The sequence below is a fragment of the Enterobacteriaceae bacterium Kacie_13 genome, assembly GCA_013457415.1.
Classification (GTDB): Bacteria; Pseudomonadota; Gammaproteobacteria; order Enterobacterales; family Enterobacteriaceae; genus Rahnella.
The window spans coordinates 1,378,745-1,397,667 of sequence record CP045665.1 but is presented as its reverse complement, the minus strand read 5'-3'; the positions used below and the strand labels follow the sequence as shown (position 1 = coordinate 1,397,667).

Annotated in this window: 18 protein-coding genes; 17 read left to right on the top strand and 1 reads right to left on the bottom strand. The window is 52.3% G+C overall.

What is annotated here, in order from left to right:
* Positions 1-71 precede the first annotated feature (71 nt).
* The 8 genes from GE278_06340 (at position 72) to GE278_06305 (ending at position 7,801) form a co-directional block, all read left to right on the top strand.
* Positions 72-1,124: an AAA family ATPase gene (locus GE278_06340; protein ID QLK60411.1), complete on the top strand. Its 1,053-nt coding sequence runs from the start codon at positions 72-74 to the stop codon at positions 1,122-1,124.
* Positions 1,121-1,594 carry an rRNA maturation RNase YbeY gene (gene ybeY, locus GE278_06335; protein ID QLK60410.1) on the top strand — a complete coding sequence of 158 codons (474 nt, stop codon included), beginning with the start codon at positions 1,121-1,123 and terminating at the stop codon, positions 1,592-1,594. Before GE278_06340 ends, ybeY begins: the two co-directional genes overlap by 4 nt.
* A 110-nt stretch (positions 1,595-1,704) precedes the next feature.
* Complete coding sequence (corC, locus tag GE278_06330) at positions 1,705-2,589, top strand: CNNM family magnesium/cobalt transport protein CorC (protein ID QLK60409.1); 885 nt, start codon at positions 1,705-1,707, stop codon at positions 2,587-2,589.
* A 7-nt stretch (positions 2,590-2,596) separates the two neighbouring features.
* Entirely contained in the window at positions 2,597-4,126 is a 1,530-nt protein-coding gene (gene lnt / locus GE278_06325) for an apolipoprotein N-acyltransferase (protein ID QLK60408.1), read from the top strand.
* 438 nt (positions 4,127-4,564) lie between these two features.
* A complete protein-coding gene (locus GE278_06320) occupies positions 4,565-5,461 on the top strand; it encodes a glutamate/aspartate ABC transporter substrate-binding protein (protein ID QLK60407.1) in 897 nt (298 codons plus the stop codon).
* A gap of 197 nt (positions 5,462-5,658) precedes the next feature.
* On the top strand, positions 5,659-6,399 hold the full coding sequence (locus GE278_06315) for an ABC transporter permease subunit (protein QLK60406.1): 741 nt from the start codon (positions 5,659-5,661) through the stop codon (positions 6,397-6,399).
* Between the two features lie 2 nt (positions 6,400-6,401).
* Positions 6,402-7,079: a glutamate/aspartate ABC transporter permease GltK gene (gltK, locus tag GE278_06310; protein ID QLK60405.1), complete on the top strand. Its 678-nt coding sequence runs from the start codon at positions 6,402-6,404 to the stop codon at positions 7,077-7,079.
* Positions 7,076-7,801: an ATP-binding cassette domain-containing protein gene (locus tag GE278_06305; GenBank protein ID QLK60404.1), complete on the top strand. Its 726-nt coding sequence runs from the start codon at positions 7,076-7,078 to the stop codon at positions 7,799-7,801. Before gltK ends, GE278_06305 begins: the two co-directional genes overlap by 4 nt.
* Before the next feature lie 51 nt (positions 7,802-7,852).
* Here GE278_06305 and GE278_06300 read toward each other — a convergent pair whose 3' ends face one another.
* A complete protein-coding gene (locus GE278_06300; protein QLK60403.1) occupies positions 7,853-8,347 on the bottom strand; it encodes a zinc ribbon-containing protein in 495 nt (164 codons plus the stop codon).
* A 270-nt stretch (positions 8,348-8,617) separates the two neighbouring features.
* On the opposite strand from GE278_06300, the gene leuS reads away from it, so the two are divergent.
* The 9 genes from leuS to rlpA all read left to right on the top strand — a co-directional run bounded on the left by leuS (position 8,618) and on the right by rlpA (position 18,802).
* Positions 8,618-11,200, top strand: a complete 2,583-nt coding sequence (gene leuS / locus GE278_06295) for a leucine--tRNA ligase (protein ID QLK60402.1) — start codon at positions 8,618-8,620, stop codon at positions 11,198-11,200.
* Positions 11,201-11,214: 14 nt separating this feature from the next.
* Positions 11,215-11,862, top strand: a complete 648-nt coding sequence (gene lptE / locus GE278_06290) for an LPS assembly lipoprotein LptE (protein QLK60401.1) — start codon at positions 11,215-11,217, stop codon at positions 11,860-11,862.
* Positions 11,859-12,899: a DNA polymerase III subunit delta gene (holA, locus tag GE278_06285; protein QLK60400.1), complete on the top strand. Its 1,041-nt coding sequence runs from the start codon at positions 11,859-11,861 to the stop codon at positions 12,897-12,899. Before lptE ends, holA begins: the two co-directional genes overlap by 4 nt.
* 14 nt (positions 12,900-12,913) lie before the next feature.
* Positions 12,914-13,591 carry a nicotinate-nucleotide adenylyltransferase gene (gene nadD / locus GE278_06280; GenBank protein ID QLK60399.1) on the top strand — a complete coding sequence of 226 codons (678 nt, stop codon included), beginning with the start codon at positions 12,914-12,916 and terminating at the stop codon, positions 13,589-13,591.
* A 206-nt stretch (positions 13,592-13,797) separates the two neighbouring features.
* On the top strand, positions 13,798-14,115 hold the full coding sequence (gene rsfS / locus GE278_06275) for a ribosome silencing factor (GenBank protein QLK60398.1): 318 nt from the start codon (positions 13,798-13,800) through the stop codon (positions 14,113-14,115).
* Positions 14,116-14,118: 3 nt separating this feature from the next.
* Positions 14,119-14,589, top strand: a complete 471-nt coding sequence (gene rlmH / locus GE278_06270) for a 23S rRNA (pseudouridine(1915)-N(3))-methyltransferase RlmH (protein QLK60397.1) — start codon at positions 14,119-14,121, stop codon at positions 14,587-14,589.
* A 43-nt stretch (positions 14,590-14,632) separates the two neighbouring features.
* A complete protein-coding gene (locus GE278_06265) occupies positions 14,633-16,537 on the top strand; it encodes a peptidoglycan DD-transpeptidase MrdA (GenBank protein QLK60396.1) in 1,905 nt (634 codons plus the stop codon).
* A 6-nt stretch (positions 16,538-16,543) separates the two neighbouring features.
* Complete coding sequence (gene mrdB / locus GE278_06260; GenBank protein QLK60395.1) at positions 16,544-17,656, top strand: peptidoglycan glycosyltransferase MrdB; 1,113 nt, start codon at positions 16,544-16,546, stop codon at positions 17,654-17,656.
* Positions 17,657-17,665: 9 nt separating this feature from the next.
* Positions 17,666-18,802 (top strand): endolytic peptidoglycan transglycosylase RlpA, encoded by a 1,137-nt coding sequence (rlpA, locus tag GE278_06255; GenBank protein QLK60394.1) that lies wholly within the window; start codon positions 17,666-17,668, stop codon positions 18,800-18,802.
* Positions 18,803-18,923: the final 121 nt, after the last annotated feature.

Here is an 18,923-nt window from a genome sequence, read left to right as displayed (position 1 = left end):
TGGTGAACGGCTGAATACAGTGTGCAGCCGGGTAAGATCGCAACAGGTCCAGAGTGGCCCAGAGGAATAGTTTGAACGTTGTAACACAAGAGATTTTACTGGAGCCCGAAGACAATCAGCGCCTGCTGAGCCTGTGCGGGCCGTTTGATGACAATATCAAACAACTGGAACGCCGGTTGGGCGTTGAAATCAACCGTCGTGATAACGCATTTAAACTGGTCGGTAAAAGTCTGGCTGTCTCCGCTGCCGCCGACATTCTGCGTGACTTATACGTAGACACTGCGCCGGTGCGCGGTGAGACGCAGGACATCAATCCCGAAAAAATCCATCTGGCGATTAAAGAAAGCCGGGTGCTTGAACAAACCGCTGAAAGCGTACCGGATTACGGCAAGTCGGTCATCATTAAAACCAAACGTGGCATGGTGAAACCGCGCACGCCAAATCAGGCGCAGTACATCGCCAATATTTTTGATCACGACATCACTTTCGGCATTGGGCCTGCGGGTACGGGTAAAACCTATCTGGCGGTAGCCGCTGCCGTAGATGCGCTGGAGCGTCAGGAAGTACGTCGCATTCTGCTGACCCGCCCTGCGGTGGAAGCCGGTGAGAAACTCGGGTTCCTGCCGGGCGATCTCAGCCAGAAAGTAGACCCGTATCTCCGCCCACTCTATGACGCCCTGTTCGAAATGCTTGGCTTCGAGAAGGTAGAAAAGCTGATTGAGCGCAACGTGATTGAAGTCGCACCGCTGGCCTACATGCGCGGTCGCACACTCAATGATGCCTTTATTATTCTTGATGAAAGCCAGAACACTTCTATTGAACAGATGAAGATGTTCCTGACCCGTATTGGTTTTAACTCCAAAGCGGTGATCACCGGTGACGTAACTCAGATCGATTTGCCGCGCCATCAGAAATCCGGCCTGCGCCATGCAATTGAAGTATTATCGTCGGTTGAAGAATTGAGCTTTAACTTCTTCCACAGCGAAGACGTGGTTCGCCACCCTGTCGTAGCGCGTATTGTTGTCGCCTATGAAGCCTGGGAAGAAGAAGATCAAAAACGCCGTGATGCGATTGCCGCAGAACGAAAACATGAACACCATTCCTCCCAACAGGCCAGTCAATGAATACGGTAATCCTCGATTTACAAATTGCCTGCGAAGATGCAGCAGGTTTACCGTCAGAAAATGACTTTCAGACCTGGCTGGTGGCAGTCCTTCCACAGTTTCAGGAAGAATCAGAGGTAACCATCCGTGTGGTGGATATCCCTGAAAGCCATGAACTTAATATGACGTATCGTGGCATGGATAAACCGACCAACGTGTTATCCTTCCCGTTCGAAGCGCCTCCGGGTATGGAGATGCCGCTGCTGGGTGACCTGATCATTTGTCGTCAGGTCGTCGAGAAAGAAGCCAAAGAGCAGGAAAAAGCGTTAGCAGCTCACTGGGCACATATGGTGATCCATGGCAGTTTGCATTTGCTGGGGTACGACCATATCGTTGACGAAGAAGCCGAAGAGATGGAATCGATTGAAACTGAGATCATGCTGGGGCTGGGTTATCCAGACCCGTATATTTCAGAGAAAGAAGATAACTGAGATTAGCGCAGTCAATAGCAACACGGCGAAAGGGAACTTCACCTTTGCGCCGCGTTTACTAAGCTGGCTAAATATTTTTTCACTACTACGAGTAAAACAAACCAAACGCCATGAGCGATGACCATTCACAAAATAGTGACAGCCCCAGCCCCAGTCCCAAGAAGGGCTTCTTTTCCCTTATCCTCAGCCAGCTTTTCCACGGTGAACCTAAAAACCGTGGCGATTTGGTTGAGCTTATCCGTGACTCAGAACAAAACGATCTGATCGACCCCGATACCCGTGACATGCTGGAAGGCGTGATGGATATCGCCGAGCAGCGCGTCCGGGACATCATGATCCCACGTTCACAGATGATCACGCTTAAACGCAATCAACCGCTGGAAGAGTGCCTCGATGTCATCATCGAATCTGCCCACTCACGCTTCCCGGTGATCAGCGAAGATAAGGATCACATTGAAGGCATCCTGATGGCCAAAGACTTGCTGCCGTTTATGCGCACAACGTCTGAACCATTCAGCATCGATAAGGTGCTGAGAACCGCCGTGGTGGTTCCTGAAAGCAAACGTGTCGATCGCATGCTGAAAGAGTTCCGCTCCCAGCGTTACCATATGGCGATTGTTGTCGATGAGTTCGGCGGCGTTTCCGGTCTGGTGACCATCGAAGATATTCTTGAACTGATTGTCGGAGAAATCGATGATGAGTATGACGAAGCTGAGGATCTGGATATCCGCCAGCTCAGCCGCCATACCTACACCGTCCGCGCGCTGGCACCAATCGAAGACTTCAATGAAGTGTTCCAGACCAATTACAGCGATGACGAAGTCGATACCATTGGCGGTCTGGTGATGCAGTCGTTCGGCCATTTACCGGCGCGTGGCGAAAGCATTGAAATTGACGGTTACCTGTTCAAGGTTGCGATGGCCGACAGCCGCCGTATTATTCAGGTTCATGTAAAAATACCGGACGACGCGCCGCAACCGATACTGGAAGAATAATTACTCCATGGCAATTGCCTCTTTATACCAACGCCAGCGGACTCGCGTCCTGCTGGCGCTTTTATTCGGTGCCTGTGGCACATTTTCCTTTTCCCCTTATGACTTCTGGCCTGCGGCGATTGTTTCGCTTTGCGGCATGCTGGTATTAACGTTAGACCGCCGCCCTGCCCAGTCTGCATGGATCGGTTTCTTCTGGGGGATGGGTTTATTTGGCTCAGGCGTAAACTGGGTCTACGTCAGTATCGCGACGTTTGGCGGCATGCCGGAAGCCATCAACCTGTTTCTGGTGGTGCTGCTGGCAGCGTATTTGTCGCTTTACATTATGCTTTTCGCAGGTTTGTTCAGCAAACTGTGGCCAAAAACGACGTGGTGGAAACTGGCTCTCGCTGCACCTGCGTTATGGCAAATCACCGACTTTCTGCGTGGCTGGGTACTGACCGGATTTCCGTGGCTGCAATTTGGCTACAGCCAGATAGACGGCCCGCTGAAGGGTCTGGCACCCATAACCGGCGTTAACGGTATTACATTGCTGCTGACCTCACTGAGCGGCCTGCTGGTTTATGCTCTTCATCAGCGCCGAATCACGCCGGGCGTGATTGCGCTGGCTATGCTGCTTCTGCCGTGGCCGCTGCGCTATGTTCACTGGTATCAGGAACAGCCGGACAAAGCCGTGGACGTGGCACTGGTTCAGGGCAACATTCCTCAGTCGATGAAATGGGATCCGAAAGCGCTGGAAAGTGCCTTGCAGACCTATCTGGATCTCAGCCGCCCGTACCTTGGCAAATCCAGCATGATCATCTGGCCTGAGTCGGCGATATCAGATATCGAATCCGATCAGCAGGCTTTCCTGAGTATGGTGGACAACATATACCGCTCACACGGCACGCAACTGGTGACCGGCATTATTGATGCCCGCCGCAACGAAGAAGGCATGAAAGTCTACAACAGCGCGATAGTGCTCGGCGGTGAACAGACTTATCGTTACCCTGATGACAACCGTTTTAATAAACATCATCTGGTACCGTTTGGGGAATTTGTTCCGTTGGAAACGATTCTGCGCCCACTTGCACCGTTCTTTGATTTACCGATGTCAGGCCTGACCAGCGGTGATTATGTGCAGAAACCGCTGATTGTCAGTAGACTCAATCTCACTACCGCGATTTGCTACGAAGTGGTATTTGGCGAACAGGTACGCGATAACCTGCAACCCGATACCAACTTCCTGCTGACGATTTCCAACGACGCGTGGTTCGGTCATTCGATTGGCCCGTGGCAGCATTTCCAGATGGCACGTATGCGTTCTCTGGAACTGGGGCGTCCGCTGTTGCGTAGCACCAACAACGGTGTTACCGCCGTGGTGAATGCTCAGGGCGACGTGACCGCTGAAATTCCGCAGTTCACCCGTGAAGTACTGAACGTTAAAGTCACGCCGACAACCGGTATGACGCCATATGCCCGCGTCGGCTGGTGGCCGGTGTGGTTTGCGACCTTCGTAATGGCAGGTGCCGCATTGTGGCTCGGCCGCCGTAAATCCTGAGCACCTTTTTTTCGCTGTTAGAACAGGCGCCTCAGGGCGCCTGTTCTTTTTTGTAGCACCCTTTTCCCGTCTTCCTTTCAAACCCGCATTTACCTGCTGCCGATTGATCGAACGACGGTATTAAGCGCTGACTTTTTGTTTGGCTTCAAGGTTAAATCAGGCCATTTGGCATGAGTCTTGCTACATCTAATTGAAAGATATCTGATTAGTGATTTTTTTTGACGCTGTGCATCATTTTGATACAAAAAGGCTATTCCTCATGCACCCTCGTAGTGCATAGCCGGTTAATTGCTTTGATTTGGTGCGTGTCTCGTCTCAAAAAAGAAACAATGTAGTTTCATAAATTTCACATTCAGCTATTTTCTAGCTTCATATGACGAGGCATTAGCACTTTCTGATCCCTGAGTTTGGATCCCTAATGACAGCAAGGAGTTGGACATGCAATTGCGCAAATTAGCGTTATCAGTACTGTTGGCAAGCGTTGCCGCAAGCAGCTTTGCCCACGCGGAAGAACTGACCGGCACTCTGAAGAAAATTAAAGACAATGGCGTTATCGTCGTGGGTCACCGTGAATCCTCGGTGCCATTTTCTTATTACAACAACGAACAGAAAGTCGTAGGTTATTCACAGGACTACTCCAACGCTATCGTTGACGCCGTGAAGAAAAAGCTGGACCTGCCGAACCTGCAAGTGAAAATGATGCCAATCACCTCCCAGAACCGTATCCCGCTGCTGCAAAATGGCACGTTCGATTTTGAGTGTGGTTCCACGACCAATAATCTGGAGCGCCAGCAACAAGCGGCTTTCTCAGACACTATCTTCGTGATCGGCACCCGTCTGTTAGTCAAAAAAGGGTCAGACATTAAAGATTTTGCTGACCTGAAAGGCAAAACCGTGGTGGTGACTTCCGGGACGACCTCTGAAGTATTGCTGAACAAACTCAACGAAGAGAAGAAACTGGATCTGCGCATTATCAGCGCCAAAGACCACGGTGACTCCTTCCGTACGCTGGAAACTGGCCGTGCTGTTGCGTTCATGATGGATGATGCCCTGCTGGCTGGCGAACGTGCGAAAGCTAAAAAACCGGATAACTGGGACATCGTCGGCACACCACAGTCAAAAGAAGCTTACGGCTGCATGATGCGTAAAGACGACGCGGAATTCAAAAAACTGGTTGATGACACCATTGTGAAGGCGCAGACCTCCGGTGAAGCCACCAAGTGGTTTGAGACCTGGTTCAAAAAACCTATTCCTCCGAAAAACCTGAACATGAACTTTGAACTGTCTGACGACATGAAAGCGCTGTTCAAAGCACCAAACGACAAAGCACTGTAATTATTAGTAGCAGACGGGTAGTACCGGGTATTAAAAATAAAGGCTGGCCAACCAGCTTGTGATGATGGTCCGAAAGGACAGGCAGACCGGATGCGGGGTGGTCGTTCCCCACCCCGCATTTTTTCCGTCACTCACCCACGTTTTTGGTTACGTCATCACTCAAAGGGGTAGTTTATTACCCGCGTCATGGAGTTTTTATGTCAATAGATTGGAACTGGGGGATCTTCCTGCAACAAGCCCCTTTTGGTAATACCACTTATCTGGGCTGGATTTGGAATGGATTTCAGGTCACGGTCGCGCTGTCGATTTGCGCCTGGATCATCGCCTTCTTCGTCGGTTCTCTGTTCGGTATCCTGCGTACTGTTCCCAACCGTTTTCTCTCTGGCATCGGTACCTGTTACGTTGAACTCTTCCGTAATGTGCCGCTGATTGTGCAATTCTTCATCTGGTATCTGGTGGTGCCTGAACTGCTGCCGGAAAATATCGGCATGTGGTTTAAATCAGAACTCGCGCCAAATGTGCAGTTCTTCACCTCTTCCGTCATTTGTCTCGGCCTGTTTACCGCTGCCCGCGTGTGCGAGCAAGTCCGTGCCGCGATCCAGTCACTCCCGAGCGGACAGCGTAATGCCGGTCTGGCGATGGGGCTGACTCTGCCTCAGACCTACCGCTATGTGCTGCTGCCCAATGCCTATCGCGTGATCGTACCGCCGATGACCTCAGAAATGGTCAACCTGGTAAAAAACTCCGCGATCGCCTCGACCATCGGTCTGGTCGATATGGCCGCGCAGGCCGGTAAATTGCTGGATTACTCTGCGCATGCGTATGAATCATTTACTGCCATTACCGTCGCCTACGTGCTTATCAACGCGGTGATTATGCTGCTGATGCACTTTGTAGAACGTAAAGTCCGCCTGCCGGGCAACATGGGAGGTAAATAAGCATGCATGAATTTGACTGGAGTTCTATTGGCCCCGGCCTGCCCTATCTATGGCAAGGCATGGTCATTACCCTGAAGATAACCTCACTGGCGATTGTTGTCGGTATCTTGTGGGGCACGTTGCTCGCCGTGATGCGTCTGTCAACGTTCGCCCCGGTCAGATGGTTTGCAACGGTTTACGTGAACCTGTTCCGCGCCGTACCTCTGGTGATGGTGCTGTTGTGGTTCTACCTGATTGTGCCGGGCTTTCTGCAAAAAGTACTTGGACTGTCGCCGAAGACCGATATCCGTCTGATTTCCGCAATGGTGGCGTTTGCGCTGTTTGAAGCTGCCTATTACTCAGAAATTATTCGTGCCGGGATCATCAGTATCGCTCGCGGACAGTCTTCCGCCGCTCTGGCGCTGGGCATGACCCAATGGCAATCGATGAAGCTGGTTATCTTGCCGCAGGCTTTTCGTGCGATGGTGCCGCTTCTGCTGACGCAGGCAATCGTTCTGTTCCAGGATACCTCACTGGTTTACGTGCTTGGCCTTGCAGACTTCTTCCGCAGCGCCTCTAACATTGGCGACCGTGACGGTACGCTGGTGGAGATGGTGTTGTTTGCAGGAATTATTTATTTTGTTATCAGCCTTTCCGCTTCCTTGCTGGTGCGTTATTTGAAGAAAAGGACCGTTTCATGATTTCACTGAAGAATGTCTCTAAATGGTACGGGCACTTTCAGGTGCTTACCGAATGCAGCACCGAAGTTAAAAAAGGTGAAGTTGTGGTGGTGTGTGGCCCTTCCGGATCAGGTAAATCGACGCTGATTAAAACCGTAAACGGTCTTGAGCCGGTACAGAAAGGTGAGATTCTGGTTAACGGAACGCCGGTTAACGATAAGAAAACCAATCTGGCACAGTTGCGCGCGAAAGTGGGCATGGTGTTCCAGCATTTCGAACTGTTCCCGCATCTGTCAATTATCGACAATCTGACGCTGGCGCAGGTGAAAGTACTGAAACGCGATAAAGCCGAAGCCAAAGATAAAGGCCTGAAACTCCTGGATCGCGTGGGATTATCCGCGCACGCTAACAAGTTCCCCGGTCAGCTCTCTGGCGGTCAGCAGCAGCGTGTGGCCATCGCCCGTGCGTTGTGTATGGATCCGATCGCCATGCTGTTTGATGAACCAACGTCAGCACTCGATCCTGAGATGATCAACGAGGTGCTGGACGTGATGGTCGAACTTGCTAACGAAGGCATGACAATGATGGTTGTCACCCACGAAATGGGCTTTGCCCGTAAAGTGGCAAACCGCGTGATTTTCATGGATGAAGGAAAGATTGTGGAAGATCGTAACAAAGACGACTTCTTCAATAACCCGCAATCCGATCGCGCCCGTGATTTCCTGGCGAAGATCCTGCACTGATAAAAGAAGTATCGGCCTGCCCCGGCTGTTGCAGGGGCAGGCCGTCTGCAATTAAGGCTCGAACGCGTGACGGGAAAATTCAGTATGACCGCATTTCGGGCATTTACTGAGGATTTCCGGCGTATACACCGCAAGACTGAATTGGCAGTTTTCGCACACCAGATTGCCTAATCCCACGACTTCGCCGCTGTGATAGACACCATGATGATTGACGTCTTTAAAGACCTCTTTCCATTCCAGTTGGGTTTTGTCGGTCATATCCGCCAGTTCTTTCCACAGGCTCTCTTTGATGACCCGCATAAAGACGCTGTCCGTGCCGTCATCCTTCTCCGCTTGCTGATTCTCCGTGTAATTGCGGGCAAACTCATGCAAATCGCGCCGCACCGCAGAAGTGAGCTGTTCAATCTGAATTTCAGACAACTGACCTTCGTCCTGCAGGCGGACGCGCGCATCTTGCACCAGCGCACTGATATCACGTTCCCCATTTTTCAATCGCTCTGTCAGCGACGTCACTAACTGACGGTAATTTTGAGTAATATTGCTCATTATTTCCTCTCCTTGAACTGACATGACCGTTCGCCCGGCAGATGTTTTCTTGTCTTTATTTTAGTCGTAAATCCCTGATCCGTTGTGAAGATTATCCCGGGCTGCTTCGCAGTTTGCGAATAATGGGGCATTAGGAGGCAGAAATCCCCCTTAGCTGGTCGCTGGGTGTTGTTGCCGCCTCTGCTTATCAGCTATGCTATGCGGATCTTTTGATTAAAACTTTTTGAGCTACAGGCGTAGCTGTTTTCACTCACAGGACCACCGGCCGCCATGCAAGAGCAATACCGTCCAGAAGACATCGAGTCACACGTTCAGCTTCACTGGCAAGAGAAGCAAACCTTCAAAGTTACCGAACAGCCTGGCAAGGAGAAATATTACTGTCTCTCCATGTTGCCTTACCCGTCAGGCCGCCTCCATATGGGGCACGTGCGCAACTACACCATCGGTGACGTGATTTCCCGTTATCAGCGCATGCTCGGTAAAAACGTTCTGCAGCCAATCGGCTGGGATGCTTTCGGCTTGCCAGCTGAAGGTGCTGCGGTGAAAAACAATACCGCCCCTGCGCCGTGGACGTATGAAAACATCGAATACATGAAGAACCAGCTAAAACTGCTGGGCTTCGGCTATGACTGGGATCGCGAAATTGCGACCTGCAAACCGGATTACTATCGCTGGGAACAGTGGTTCTTTACCAAGCTGTACGAAAAAGGCCTGGTGTATAAGAAGACCTCCGCCGTTAACTGGTGTCCGCATGACCTGACCGTTCTCGCGAACGAACAGGTGATCGACGGCTGCTGCTGGCGTTGTGACACCAAGGTGGAACGCAAAGAAATTCCACAGTGGTTTATCAAAATCACCGCGTACGCTGACCAGCTGCTTAACGATCTGGACACGCTGGAAAGCTGGCCAGAGCAGGTCAAAACCATGCAGCGGAACTGGATTGGCCGCTCTGAAGGTGTTGAAATCACTTTTGACGTGGCTGACAGCGACGAGAAAGTCACGGTTTACACCACCCGTCCTGACACCTTTATGGGCGCGACCTACGTTGCCGTTGCAGCCGGGCATCCTCTGGCGCAACAAGGCGCAGAGAACAACCCTGCGCTGGCTGAATTCATCGACGAATGCCGCAATACCAAAGTTGCCGAAGCAGAAATGGCAACAATGGAGAAAAAAGGCATGGCCACCGGCTTGTATGCAATTCACCCGTTGTCCGGTGAAAAGCTGCCAGTCTGGGTCGCTAACTTCGTTCTGATGGAATACGGCACAGGTGCTGTAATGGCCGTTCCTGGCCATGACCAGCGCGACTGGGAATTCGCCACCAAATACAATCTGCAAATTAAACCTGTCATTCTGACCCTCGACGGCAACCAGCCGGACGTTACGGCAGAAGCCATGACCGAAAAAGGTACGCTGTTCAATTCAGGCGAGTATGACGGTCTGAGCCATGAAGATGGCTTTAATGCTATTGCCGACAAACTGGTCGCGCAGGGCGTAGGTCAGCGCAAAGTGAACTATCGTCTGCGTGACTGGGGTGTTTCCCGTCAGCGTTATTGGGGCGCGCCAATCCCGATGATCACGCTGGAAGACGGTACCGTTATTCCAACGCCAGAAGATCAACTGCCGGTGATTCTGCCGGAAGATGTGGTCATGGACGGAATCACCAGCCCAATCAAAGCCGATCCTGAGTGGGCAAAAACCACCGTTAACGGCATGCCTGGCCTGCGTGAAACCGACACCTTCGACACCTTCATGGAGTCTTCCTGGTACTACGCGCGTTACACCTGCCCGCAATACGACGAAGGTATGCTGGATCCGGCTGCAGCCAACTACTGGCTGCCGGTTGATCAGTATGTCGGTGGTATTGAACACGCCATTATGCATCTGATGTATTTCCGCTTCTTCCACAAACTGATGCGCGATGCCGGTCTAGTCGATTCTGACGAACCTGCGAAACGCTTGCTGTGTCAGGGTATGGTTCTGGCTGATGCCTTCTATTACACCGGCAACAGCGGCGAACGCGTCTGGGTTTCCCCGGTAGATGCAACCGTGGAGCGTGACGAAAAAGGCCGTATTACCAAAGCCACCGATCCAGAAGGGCGCGAGCTGGTGTATGCCGGTATGAGCAAGATGTCCAAATCTAAAAACAACGGCATCGACCCTCAGGTCATGGTTGAGAAATACGGCGCGGATACCGTGCGTCTGTTTATGATGTTTGCTTCTCCGGCGGAAATGACGCTGGAATGGCAGGAATCAGGCGTGGAAGGTGCAAACCGTTTCCTGAAACGTGTCTGGAAACTGGCCTATGAGCATTCCGAAAAAGGCGCGACCGTTGCCCTCGACGTGGCTGCACTCAACGAAGCGCAAAAAGATCTGCGTCGTGACGTGCATAAAACCATCGCCAAAGTGACCGATGATATCGGCCGTCGTCAGACCTTCAACACCGCAATCGCGGCAGTGATGGAGCTGATGAACAAGCTGGGCCGTGCGCCGCAGGAAAGCGAACAAGATCGCGCCCTGCTGCAGGAAGCCCTGCTCGCAGTCGTTCGCATGCTTTATCCTTTCACGCCGCACGTGTGCTTCAGCCTCTGGCAGGCACTGAAAGGCGAAGGCGATGTGGATACCGCACCGTGGCCGCTGGCTGACGAACAGGCAATGGTCGAAGACTCTAAACTGGTCGTTGTGCAGGTGAACGGTAAAGTGCGTGCTAAAATCACCGTAGCCGCTGATGCTACAGAGCAACAAGTGCGCGAGCGTGCGGCAGAAGAACATTTGGTCGCTAAATATCTGGATGGGGTTACAGTTCGCAAAGTAATCTACGTTCCGGGCAAACTGCTTAACCTGGTAGTAGGTTGAGTCAAGGAGGAGCTGTGCGACATCGTATAGTGACACTGCTGCTGACAGCATCAGTCATGGTTACCGCAGGCTGTGGGTTCCACTTACGTGGAAAAACCAATGTGCCTGACGAACTGCAAACTATCGTTCTGGACAGCGGGGATCCTTACGGTCCGTTAACGCGTGATATTCGTACTCAGTTGCGTCTGAGCAATGTGACCATTGTTGATGATCCAACCGGTAAGCATAAGGATATTCCATCGCTGCGAATCGGCCCTGAAACTAGCGGTCAAAGCACTGCATCAGTATTCCAGGACGGTAAAACGGCTGAATATCAGATGCAAATGAGTGTCAGCGCGACGGTTCTGATGCCGGGTAAAGATATTTATCCGATCAATGCCACCGTGTTCCGTTCATTCTTTGACAACCCGTTAACGGCGCTGGCGAAGGATAACGAACAGGAGATCATTCGCGAAGAGATGCGCCAGCAGATTGCACAACAATTGATCCGTAAACTGTTGTCGGTTCATGCGTCTGAGCTGCGTAAAGCCGATCAGGTGGATGGCAAGGTTGAAGTGATTACTACCGGCTCTTCCGCCAGCAAATCTTCTGATGCAATGACGCCGTCGTCGTCTGTTACCACACCGGTATCAACGGCACCGGCCAGCACTTCTGTACAATGATCCGAGTTTATCCGGAACAACTTGCTGCGCAGCTCCGTGAGGGGCTGCGCGCTTGTTATATATTATGTGGTAACGACCCTCTGCTTCTGCAGGAAAGTCAGGACAGCATCCGCAAAGCGGCGCAGCTGGCTGATTTTCAGGAGCATTACACGTTTATTCTCGACGCCCACACTGAATGGGATTCGATTTTCAGTACCTGTCAGGCACTCAGTCTGTTCGCCAGCCGTCAGACGCTGACGCTGACGCTGCCGGAAAATGGCCCGACTGCGCCGATGGCAGAACCTCTGCTCAAGCTGACCACGCTATTGCACGATGACATTTTGCTGGTCCTTCGCGGCACCAAACTGACCAAAGGCCAGGAAAACAGCGCATGGTTTAAAGCGTTGAGTGATAAAAGCGTCTTTGTCAGCTGTCAGACACCTGAGCAGGCACAACTTCCGCGCTGGGTAACACGCCGCGCTAAAGAACTTTCACTTGAACTTGATGAACCGGCGAATCAGCTGCTGTGCTATTGCTACGAAGGTAATTTGCTGGCCTTAGCACAATCACTTGAACGCCTGTCCCTGCTTTATCCTGATGGCAAACTGACGCTGCCGCGCGTGGAAGATGCAGTGAATGATGCGGCGCACTTCACGCCTTATCACTGGCTGGACGCCCTGTTGGCGGGAAAAAGTAAGCGTGCCTGGCATATTTTGCGTCAGCTGCAACAGGAAGACAGTGAGCCGGTGATTTTGCTGCGCACAATCCAACGTGAACTGCTGATGTTACTGAATCTGAAACGCAAAATGGACAGCACGCCGCTGCGCACGTTGTTTGATCAGCAAAAAGTCTGGCAAAACAGACGTACGCTGGTAACCCAGGCCTTGCAGCGTTTATCGCTTGCCGATCTTAATCAGGCAGTACGTTTGCTGACGCAAATGGAAATCACGCTCAAGCAGGATTACGGCCAGTCCGTGTGGCCGGAGCTGGAAAGTCTCTCCATGCTATTGTGTGGCAAACCCTTACCTGTCAGCTTCGTCGGACAAGGTTCGTACTGACGCAGGATATTTCCATGCCGACAATTCCCTCTCGTTCCACAGATGAAACTGCTTCGTTGCTGGCTTTTTTTGGCGGGACGTTTGATCCCATTCATTACGGCCATCTTAAACCTGTCACGCAACTGGCGCTGAACGCCGGTCTGGATCACGTGATATTACTTCCCAACAATGTTCCGCCGCACCGCCCGCAGCCCGGCGCAAGCCCGCAACAACGCCTGCGTATGGTGGAACTGGCGGTGGAAGACAATCCGCTATTTTCTGTTGATCCGCGTGAACTTGCCGTTGATACGCCGTCGTACACCATTGAGACTCTTGCAACGTTACGTAAAGAACATGGCGGGAGTTGCCCGCTGGCGTTTATTATCGGTCAGGATTCGCTGCTGACGCTGCACAAATGGCATCGTTGGGGCTCTCTCCTGGATTTTTGCCATCTGATTGTTATGGCGCGACCGGGTTATCACGAGCAACTCGATACGCCCGAGTTACAGCGTTGGTATGATGCGCATCGTGTCGCTGATGCAGACAGTCTCAGGCTTCAGCCTGCCGGATTCATTTATCAGGCCAATACACCATTGCTGAATATTTCAGCGACACAAATCCGTGAGCGTCATAAGGCGGGTCTCGATTGTTCCGATTTTCTGCCCGAGGCCGTTGAGCGCTATATAGAATCACAGGGCTTGTACCGCGCGTAGCCAACGCGTGGTATACTGCGCCGCTAAATTTCGGCTCTCGATAACGTCGCGTGATTCATCAATATAATTTATTGATTATTAAACGCTTTGAGACGTTTTCTGATTGCCGCTATGCCACTCCTCCATAAGACCGATTATCGCTCAGGTGTCACACCGGCGGATGTCTTATGGAGTCAACGTGTTTCAAATATCCCCAGGGGGAACCTTTGCAAGGTAAAGCGCTCCAAGATTTTGTTATCGATAAAGTCGATGACCTTAAAGCACAAGACATCATTGCCATTGATGTTGTGGGTAAATCCAGTATTACTGATTGCATGATTATCTGCACCGGCACATCCAGCCGTCACGTTGTTTCTATCGCCGGTCACCTGGTGGAAGAAGTAAAAGCCGTCGGCATTGATGCAATGGGTGTTAAAGGTATTAATGAAGCCGACTGGGTTGTGGTTGATCTGGGTGAAGTGATTGTTCACGTCATGCAAGAAGAAAGCCGTCAGCTGTACGAGCTCGAGAAACTCTGGGGCTAAGCCGTGAAACTGCAACTTGTCGCCGTCGGCACCAAAATGCCAGACTGGGTACAAACCGGTTTTAACGATTATCTGCACCGCTTTCCCAAAGATATGCCGTTTGAACTGACTGAAGTTCCGGCCGGGAAGCGCGGGAAGAATGCAGACATCAAACGCATCCTTGAAAAGGAAGGCGAACAGATGCTGGCTGCCGTCGGAAAGGGGAACCGTATTGTCACACTGGATATTCCAGGGACTCCGTGGGAAACCCCGCAACTGGCGCAACAACTGGAACGCTGGAAACAGGACGGACGTAACGTCAGCCTGTTAATTGGCGGTCCGGAAGGGCTGGCACCAGCCTGTAAAGCCGCAGCGGAACAGAGCTGGTCGCTCTCTCCGTTGACGCTCCCTCACCCGCTGGTGCGGGTCCTGGTGGCGGAAAGTCTTTACCGCGCCTGGAGTATTACCACCAATCATCCATACCACCGCGAATAACGGGTGGTGAATTGAATGTCAGCAACATGAATTAAGTAGTGGGATGAAAATAGATCGTAACCCTTTTCGCGACTATACGGCTGAATCAGCCCTCTTCGTGCGCCGTGCACTGGTGGCGTTTATCGGCATTCTGCTACTTAGCGGTGTCCTGGCCTTCAATCTGTATAACCTGCAAATTGTTCGTTTTCAGGATTACCAGACCCGTTCCAATGATAACCGGATTAAGCTGGTGCCAATCGCGCCAAGCCGCGGCATTATCTACGACCGAAACGGTACGCCGCTGGCGCTTAACCGCACTATTTATCAGCTCGAGCTGGTCCCGGAAAAAGTGGATGATTTGCAAGCCACGCTGGAAGCCCTCAAGCCCATCGTCGATTTAACGCCTGACGATATCGATAACTTCAAGAAAGAACGCCAGCGCTCGCGCCGCTTCACATCTATTGCAGTGAAAACTGCATTGACAGAAGTACAGGTCGCCCGTTTCTCCGTGAACCAGTTCCATTTCCCTGGCGTCGAAGTGAAAGGCTATCAGCGCCGCTATTATCCCTACGGTTCCGCGCTGACGCACGTCATCGGTTATGTATCGAAAATTAACGATCGCGATGTGGAGCGTCTGGACAAAGACGGTATTCTGGCCAACTACGCCGCCACACACGATATCGGCAAACTGGGTATCGAACGTTATTACGAAGACACGCTTCACGGCAAAACAGGCTATGAAGAAGTGGAAGTCAATAACCGTGGTCGGGTGATCCGCCAGTTGCACGAAGAGCCGCCGCAGGCAGGTAAAGATATTTACCTGACTATCGACTTGCCTTTGCAGCAATATATCGAAGAACTCCTGACGACCAGTCGTGCGGCCGTGGTGGTGAGCGATCCACGTGATGGTGCGATCCGCGCACTGGTCTCCAATCCTAGCTATGACCCGAATCTGTTCGTTGAAGGGATTTCCAGCAAGGATTACAGCCGGCTGTTAAATGATGCCGATAAACCGCTGATCAACCGCACCACGCAGGGCGTATATCCGCCTGCATCAACGGTAAAACCTTATATTTCCGTGTCTGCGCTGACATCCGGCGTGATCACCAAAAACACCTCATTATTTGACCCCGGCTGGTGGCAGTTACCTGGCTCGGACAAGCGTTATCGTGACTGGAAACACTGGGGCCATGGCCGACTGAACGTCACCAAAGCCCTTGAGGAATCCGCCGATACCTTCTTCTATCAGGTCGCGTACGATATGGGTATCGACCGCCTATCAGAATGGATGGGTAAATTTGGTTACGGGCATTACACCGGGATAGATTTGTCGGAAGAGCGCAGCGGTAACATGCCAAACCGTGACTGGAAGTTTAAGCGCTTTAAGAAACCCTGGTATCAGGGCGACACGATCCCGGTGGGCATCGGTCAGGGTTACTGGACTGCCACGCCAATACAAATCATGAAGGCAATGACGACGCTGATTAATGATGGTGACGTCAAAACGCCGCATCTGTTGCTGAGTACCAAAATTGATGGCAAGCAGGTGCCATATCGTCAGGAAGACACCACGCAGATTGGTGACATTCATTCCGGTTATTGGGAAATCGCCAAAGACGGGATGTATGGCGTCGCCAACCGCCCGAACGGCACCGCACGAAAATATTTTGCTGACGCGCCTTATAAAGCCGCTGCCAAATCCGGTACAGCACAAGTTTACGGTTTGAAAGCCAATGAAATCTATAATGCGCATAAGATTGCAGAGCATCTGCGTGACCATAAACTGATGACCTCTTTTGCGCCGTATGACAAGCCTACCGTGGCCGTGGCCGTGGTGCTGGAAAACGGCGGTGCGGGTCCAGCAGTGGGGACGATTTCGCGACAGATACTCGACCATATTTTATTGGGCGACAACACGACACAATTACCGGCTGACGCGCCTGCGCCGCCGGGAACCGAAGGTGATTAACCGGCAATGACTGAGAACCAACAAAAAAGATCATTGTGGTCGAAAATGCACATCGACCTGACCATGTTGCTGATCATACTCGCGCTGCTGACATACAGTGCGTTTGTGATGTGGAGCGCGAGTGGTCAGGATCTTGGCATGATGGAACGCAAAGTCGGCCAGATCCTGATGGGGCTTGTGATCATGCTGGTCATGGCGCAAATTCCGCCACGCGTCTACGAGAGCTGGGCGCCCTATCTGTATATCTTCTGCGTATTCCTGCTGGTGTTGGTGGATGCGTTTGGCAGTATCAGCAAAGGCGCACAGCGTTGGCTGGATTTAGGCATCATCAAATTCCAGCCTTCGGAACTGGCGAAAATCGCCGTACCGCTCATGGTCGCGCGCTTTATTAACCGCGACGTGTGTCCGCCTTCACTGAAAAACACCGCCATCGCGCTGGCACTGATCTTCATCCCTACCCTGCTGGTGGCCGCGCAGCCCGATCTGGGCACGTCGATTTTAATCGCCGCGTCCGGTCTGTTCGTGCTGTTCCTCTCCGGCATGAGCTGGAAACTGATCGCCGTCGCCGCCATTCTGGTCGCCGCCTTTATCCCTATTTTGTGGTTCTTCCTGATGCACGATTATCAGCGCGACCGCGTGATGATGCTGCTGGATCCGGAGAGCGATCCGCTCGGCGCGGGCTACCATATTATTCAGTCAAAAATCGCCATCGGTTCAGGCGGTTTCTCCGGCAAAGGCTGGCTGCACGGCACCCAGTCGCAGCTGGAATTTCTCCCGGAACGCCATACTGACTTTATTTTCGCAGTACTTGCCGAAGAGCTGGGTCTGATCGGCGTTCTGGTGCTGCTCGGCCTCTATTTATGCCTCATCATGCGTGGCCTGATGATTGCGGCCCATGCTCAGACAACCTTCGGACGCGTCATGTCTGGCGGACTGATGCTGATTCTGTTTGTTTATGTCTTTGTTAACATCGGCATGGTCAGTGGTATTGTCCCGGTGGTTGGGGTACCTTTGCCTCTGGTCAGCTATGGCGGGTCAGCACTCATCGTGCTAATGGCAGGGTTTGGTATCGTCATGTCGATACATACTCATCGAAAAATGTTGTCAAAAAATTTATAGAGGTGAGCAATGCGTAAGGAGTGGCTTGGAGCTGTCATTATCGGTTTGCTGTTAAGTGGCTGCGCCACTGACGAAACTCAGCAACAACAACCGGCACCACAGCAGGCTTATAACGGCCCGGTGGTGGAAATCGGCGGCGCTGATCCGCGTTACGAGCCTTATAACCAGGGTACGATGCAGGATTATACCGTTAACGGTAAAACCTATAAAATTGTCAAAGACCCGTCCAACTTCTCGCAGGTAGGACAGGCCGCCTGGTACGGGCAGGAAAACGGCGGCAACACCACCGCGATTGGGGAAGAATTTGATCCGACCGCCATGACCGCCGCACACCCTACGCTGCCGATCCCAAGCTATGTGCGCGTCACCAATATGGCGACTGGCCGTATGCTGGTGGTTCGCGTCAATGACCGTGGTCCTTACGTTCCGGGCAAAATCATCGACCTGTCGCAGGCCGCTGCAGACCGTCTGAATCTGACTAACAGTACCAAAGTGCGAATCGATTTCATTAATGTCGCACAGGACGGCACCATGACCGGTCCAGGTACTATTGGAACCACCGTCGCCAAACAGTCTTACGCGCTGCCCGCTCGCCCAAGCCTGGGTGCAAGTGATATGGGTACGCCTACGATGCAGGCCGAGCCGGTGAACACTTCCGATGTCCACCCGATCGATAACAGCACGCTGAGTAATCCGAACGCTGCGCCGCTGACCAATGATGAAGCCGCAAGCGGCAACGCACCGGTGACAACAATGTCAGGCAACAGTGGGAGCGGCGGTTTCCTCAGCGCACCAACGCCGTTACGTAATGGCGTTTTGGAAAGCAGTGAACCTGTCTCCGCGCCGGTAATGGCCACCGCAGCACCTGTTGCCGCTACCGCAGCGGTTGCGGCACCTGCCCACACGACGGCAATTTCGGGCTCCGGCTATATGGTTCAGGTCGGCGCCCTGAGCAATCCCCAGAATGCACAGCTGTGGCAGAAAAGCCTCAGCCAGCGTTTCTCGGTGCCAGGCAAGGTGCAGGCCAATGGCAGCACTTACCGCGTGCAGCTCGGCCCCTTCAGCACCCGTCAGCAGGCCGTTCAGTTGCAGCAGCGACTGGCCAGTGAAGCCCAGCAACAGTCGTTCGTGACCGCGAGCAATTAATTCTAAGAGACAGGGTGTGAGCCCTGTTTCATAAGTAAAAATCAGTAAGCGCCGGTAATCGCAGATGTCTGACTCAGGACTCTTCTGCTATAGTGGCGCACGTTTATCACCTACTTCTACG

Bases quoted from the DNA above. Each gene is read 5' to 3' on its own strand.
- ybeY (QLK60410.1), top strand. From the start codon at position 1,121: ATGAATACGGTAATCCTCGATTTACAAATTGCCTGCGAAGATGCAGCA.
- corC (QLK60409.1), top strand. From the start codon at position 1,705: ATGAGCGATGACCATTCACAAAATAGTGACAGCCCCAGCCCCAGTCCC.
- lnt (QLK60408.1), top strand. From the start codon at position 2,597: ATGGCAATTGCCTCTTTATACCAACGCCAGCGGACTCGCGTCCTGCTG.
- GE278_06320 (QLK60407.1), top strand. From the start codon at position 4,565: ATGCAATTGCGCAAATTAGCGTTATCAGTACTGTTGGCAAGCGTTGCC.
- GE278_06315 (QLK60406.1), top strand. From the start codon at position 5,659: ATGTCAATAGATTGGAACTGGGGGATCTTCCTGCAACAAGCCCCTTTT.
- gltK (QLK60405.1), top strand. From the start codon at position 6,402: ATGCATGAATTTGACTGGAGTTCTATTGGCCCCGGCCTGCCCTATCTA.
- GE278_06305 (QLK60404.1), top strand. From the start codon at position 7,076: ATGATTTCACTGAAGAATGTCTCTAAATGGTACGGGCACTTTCAGGTG.
- GE278_06300 (QLK60403.1), bottom strand. From the start codon at position 8,347: ATGAGCAATATTACTCAAAATTACCGTCAGTTAGTGACGTCGCTGACA.
- leuS (QLK60402.1), top strand. From the start codon at position 8,618: ATGCAAGAGCAATACCGTCCAGAAGACATCGAGTCACACGTTCAGCTT.
- holA (QLK60400.1), top strand. From the start codon at position 11,859: ATGATCCGAGTTTATCCGGAACAACTTGCTGCGCAGCTCCGTGAGGGG.
- nadD (QLK60399.1), top strand. From the start codon at position 12,914: ATGCCGACAATTCCCTCTCGTTCCACAGATGAAACTGCTTCGTTGCTG.
- GE278_06265 (QLK60396.1), top strand. From the start codon at position 14,633: ATGAAAATAGATCGTAACCCTTTTCGCGACTATACGGCTGAATCAGCC.
- mrdB (QLK60395.1), top strand. From the start codon at position 16,544: ATGACTGAGAACCAACAAAAAAGATCATTGTGGTCGAAAATGCACATC.
- rlpA (QLK60394.1), top strand. From the start codon at position 17,666: ATGCGTAAGGAGTGGCTTGGAGCTGTCATTATCGGTTTGCTGTTAAGT.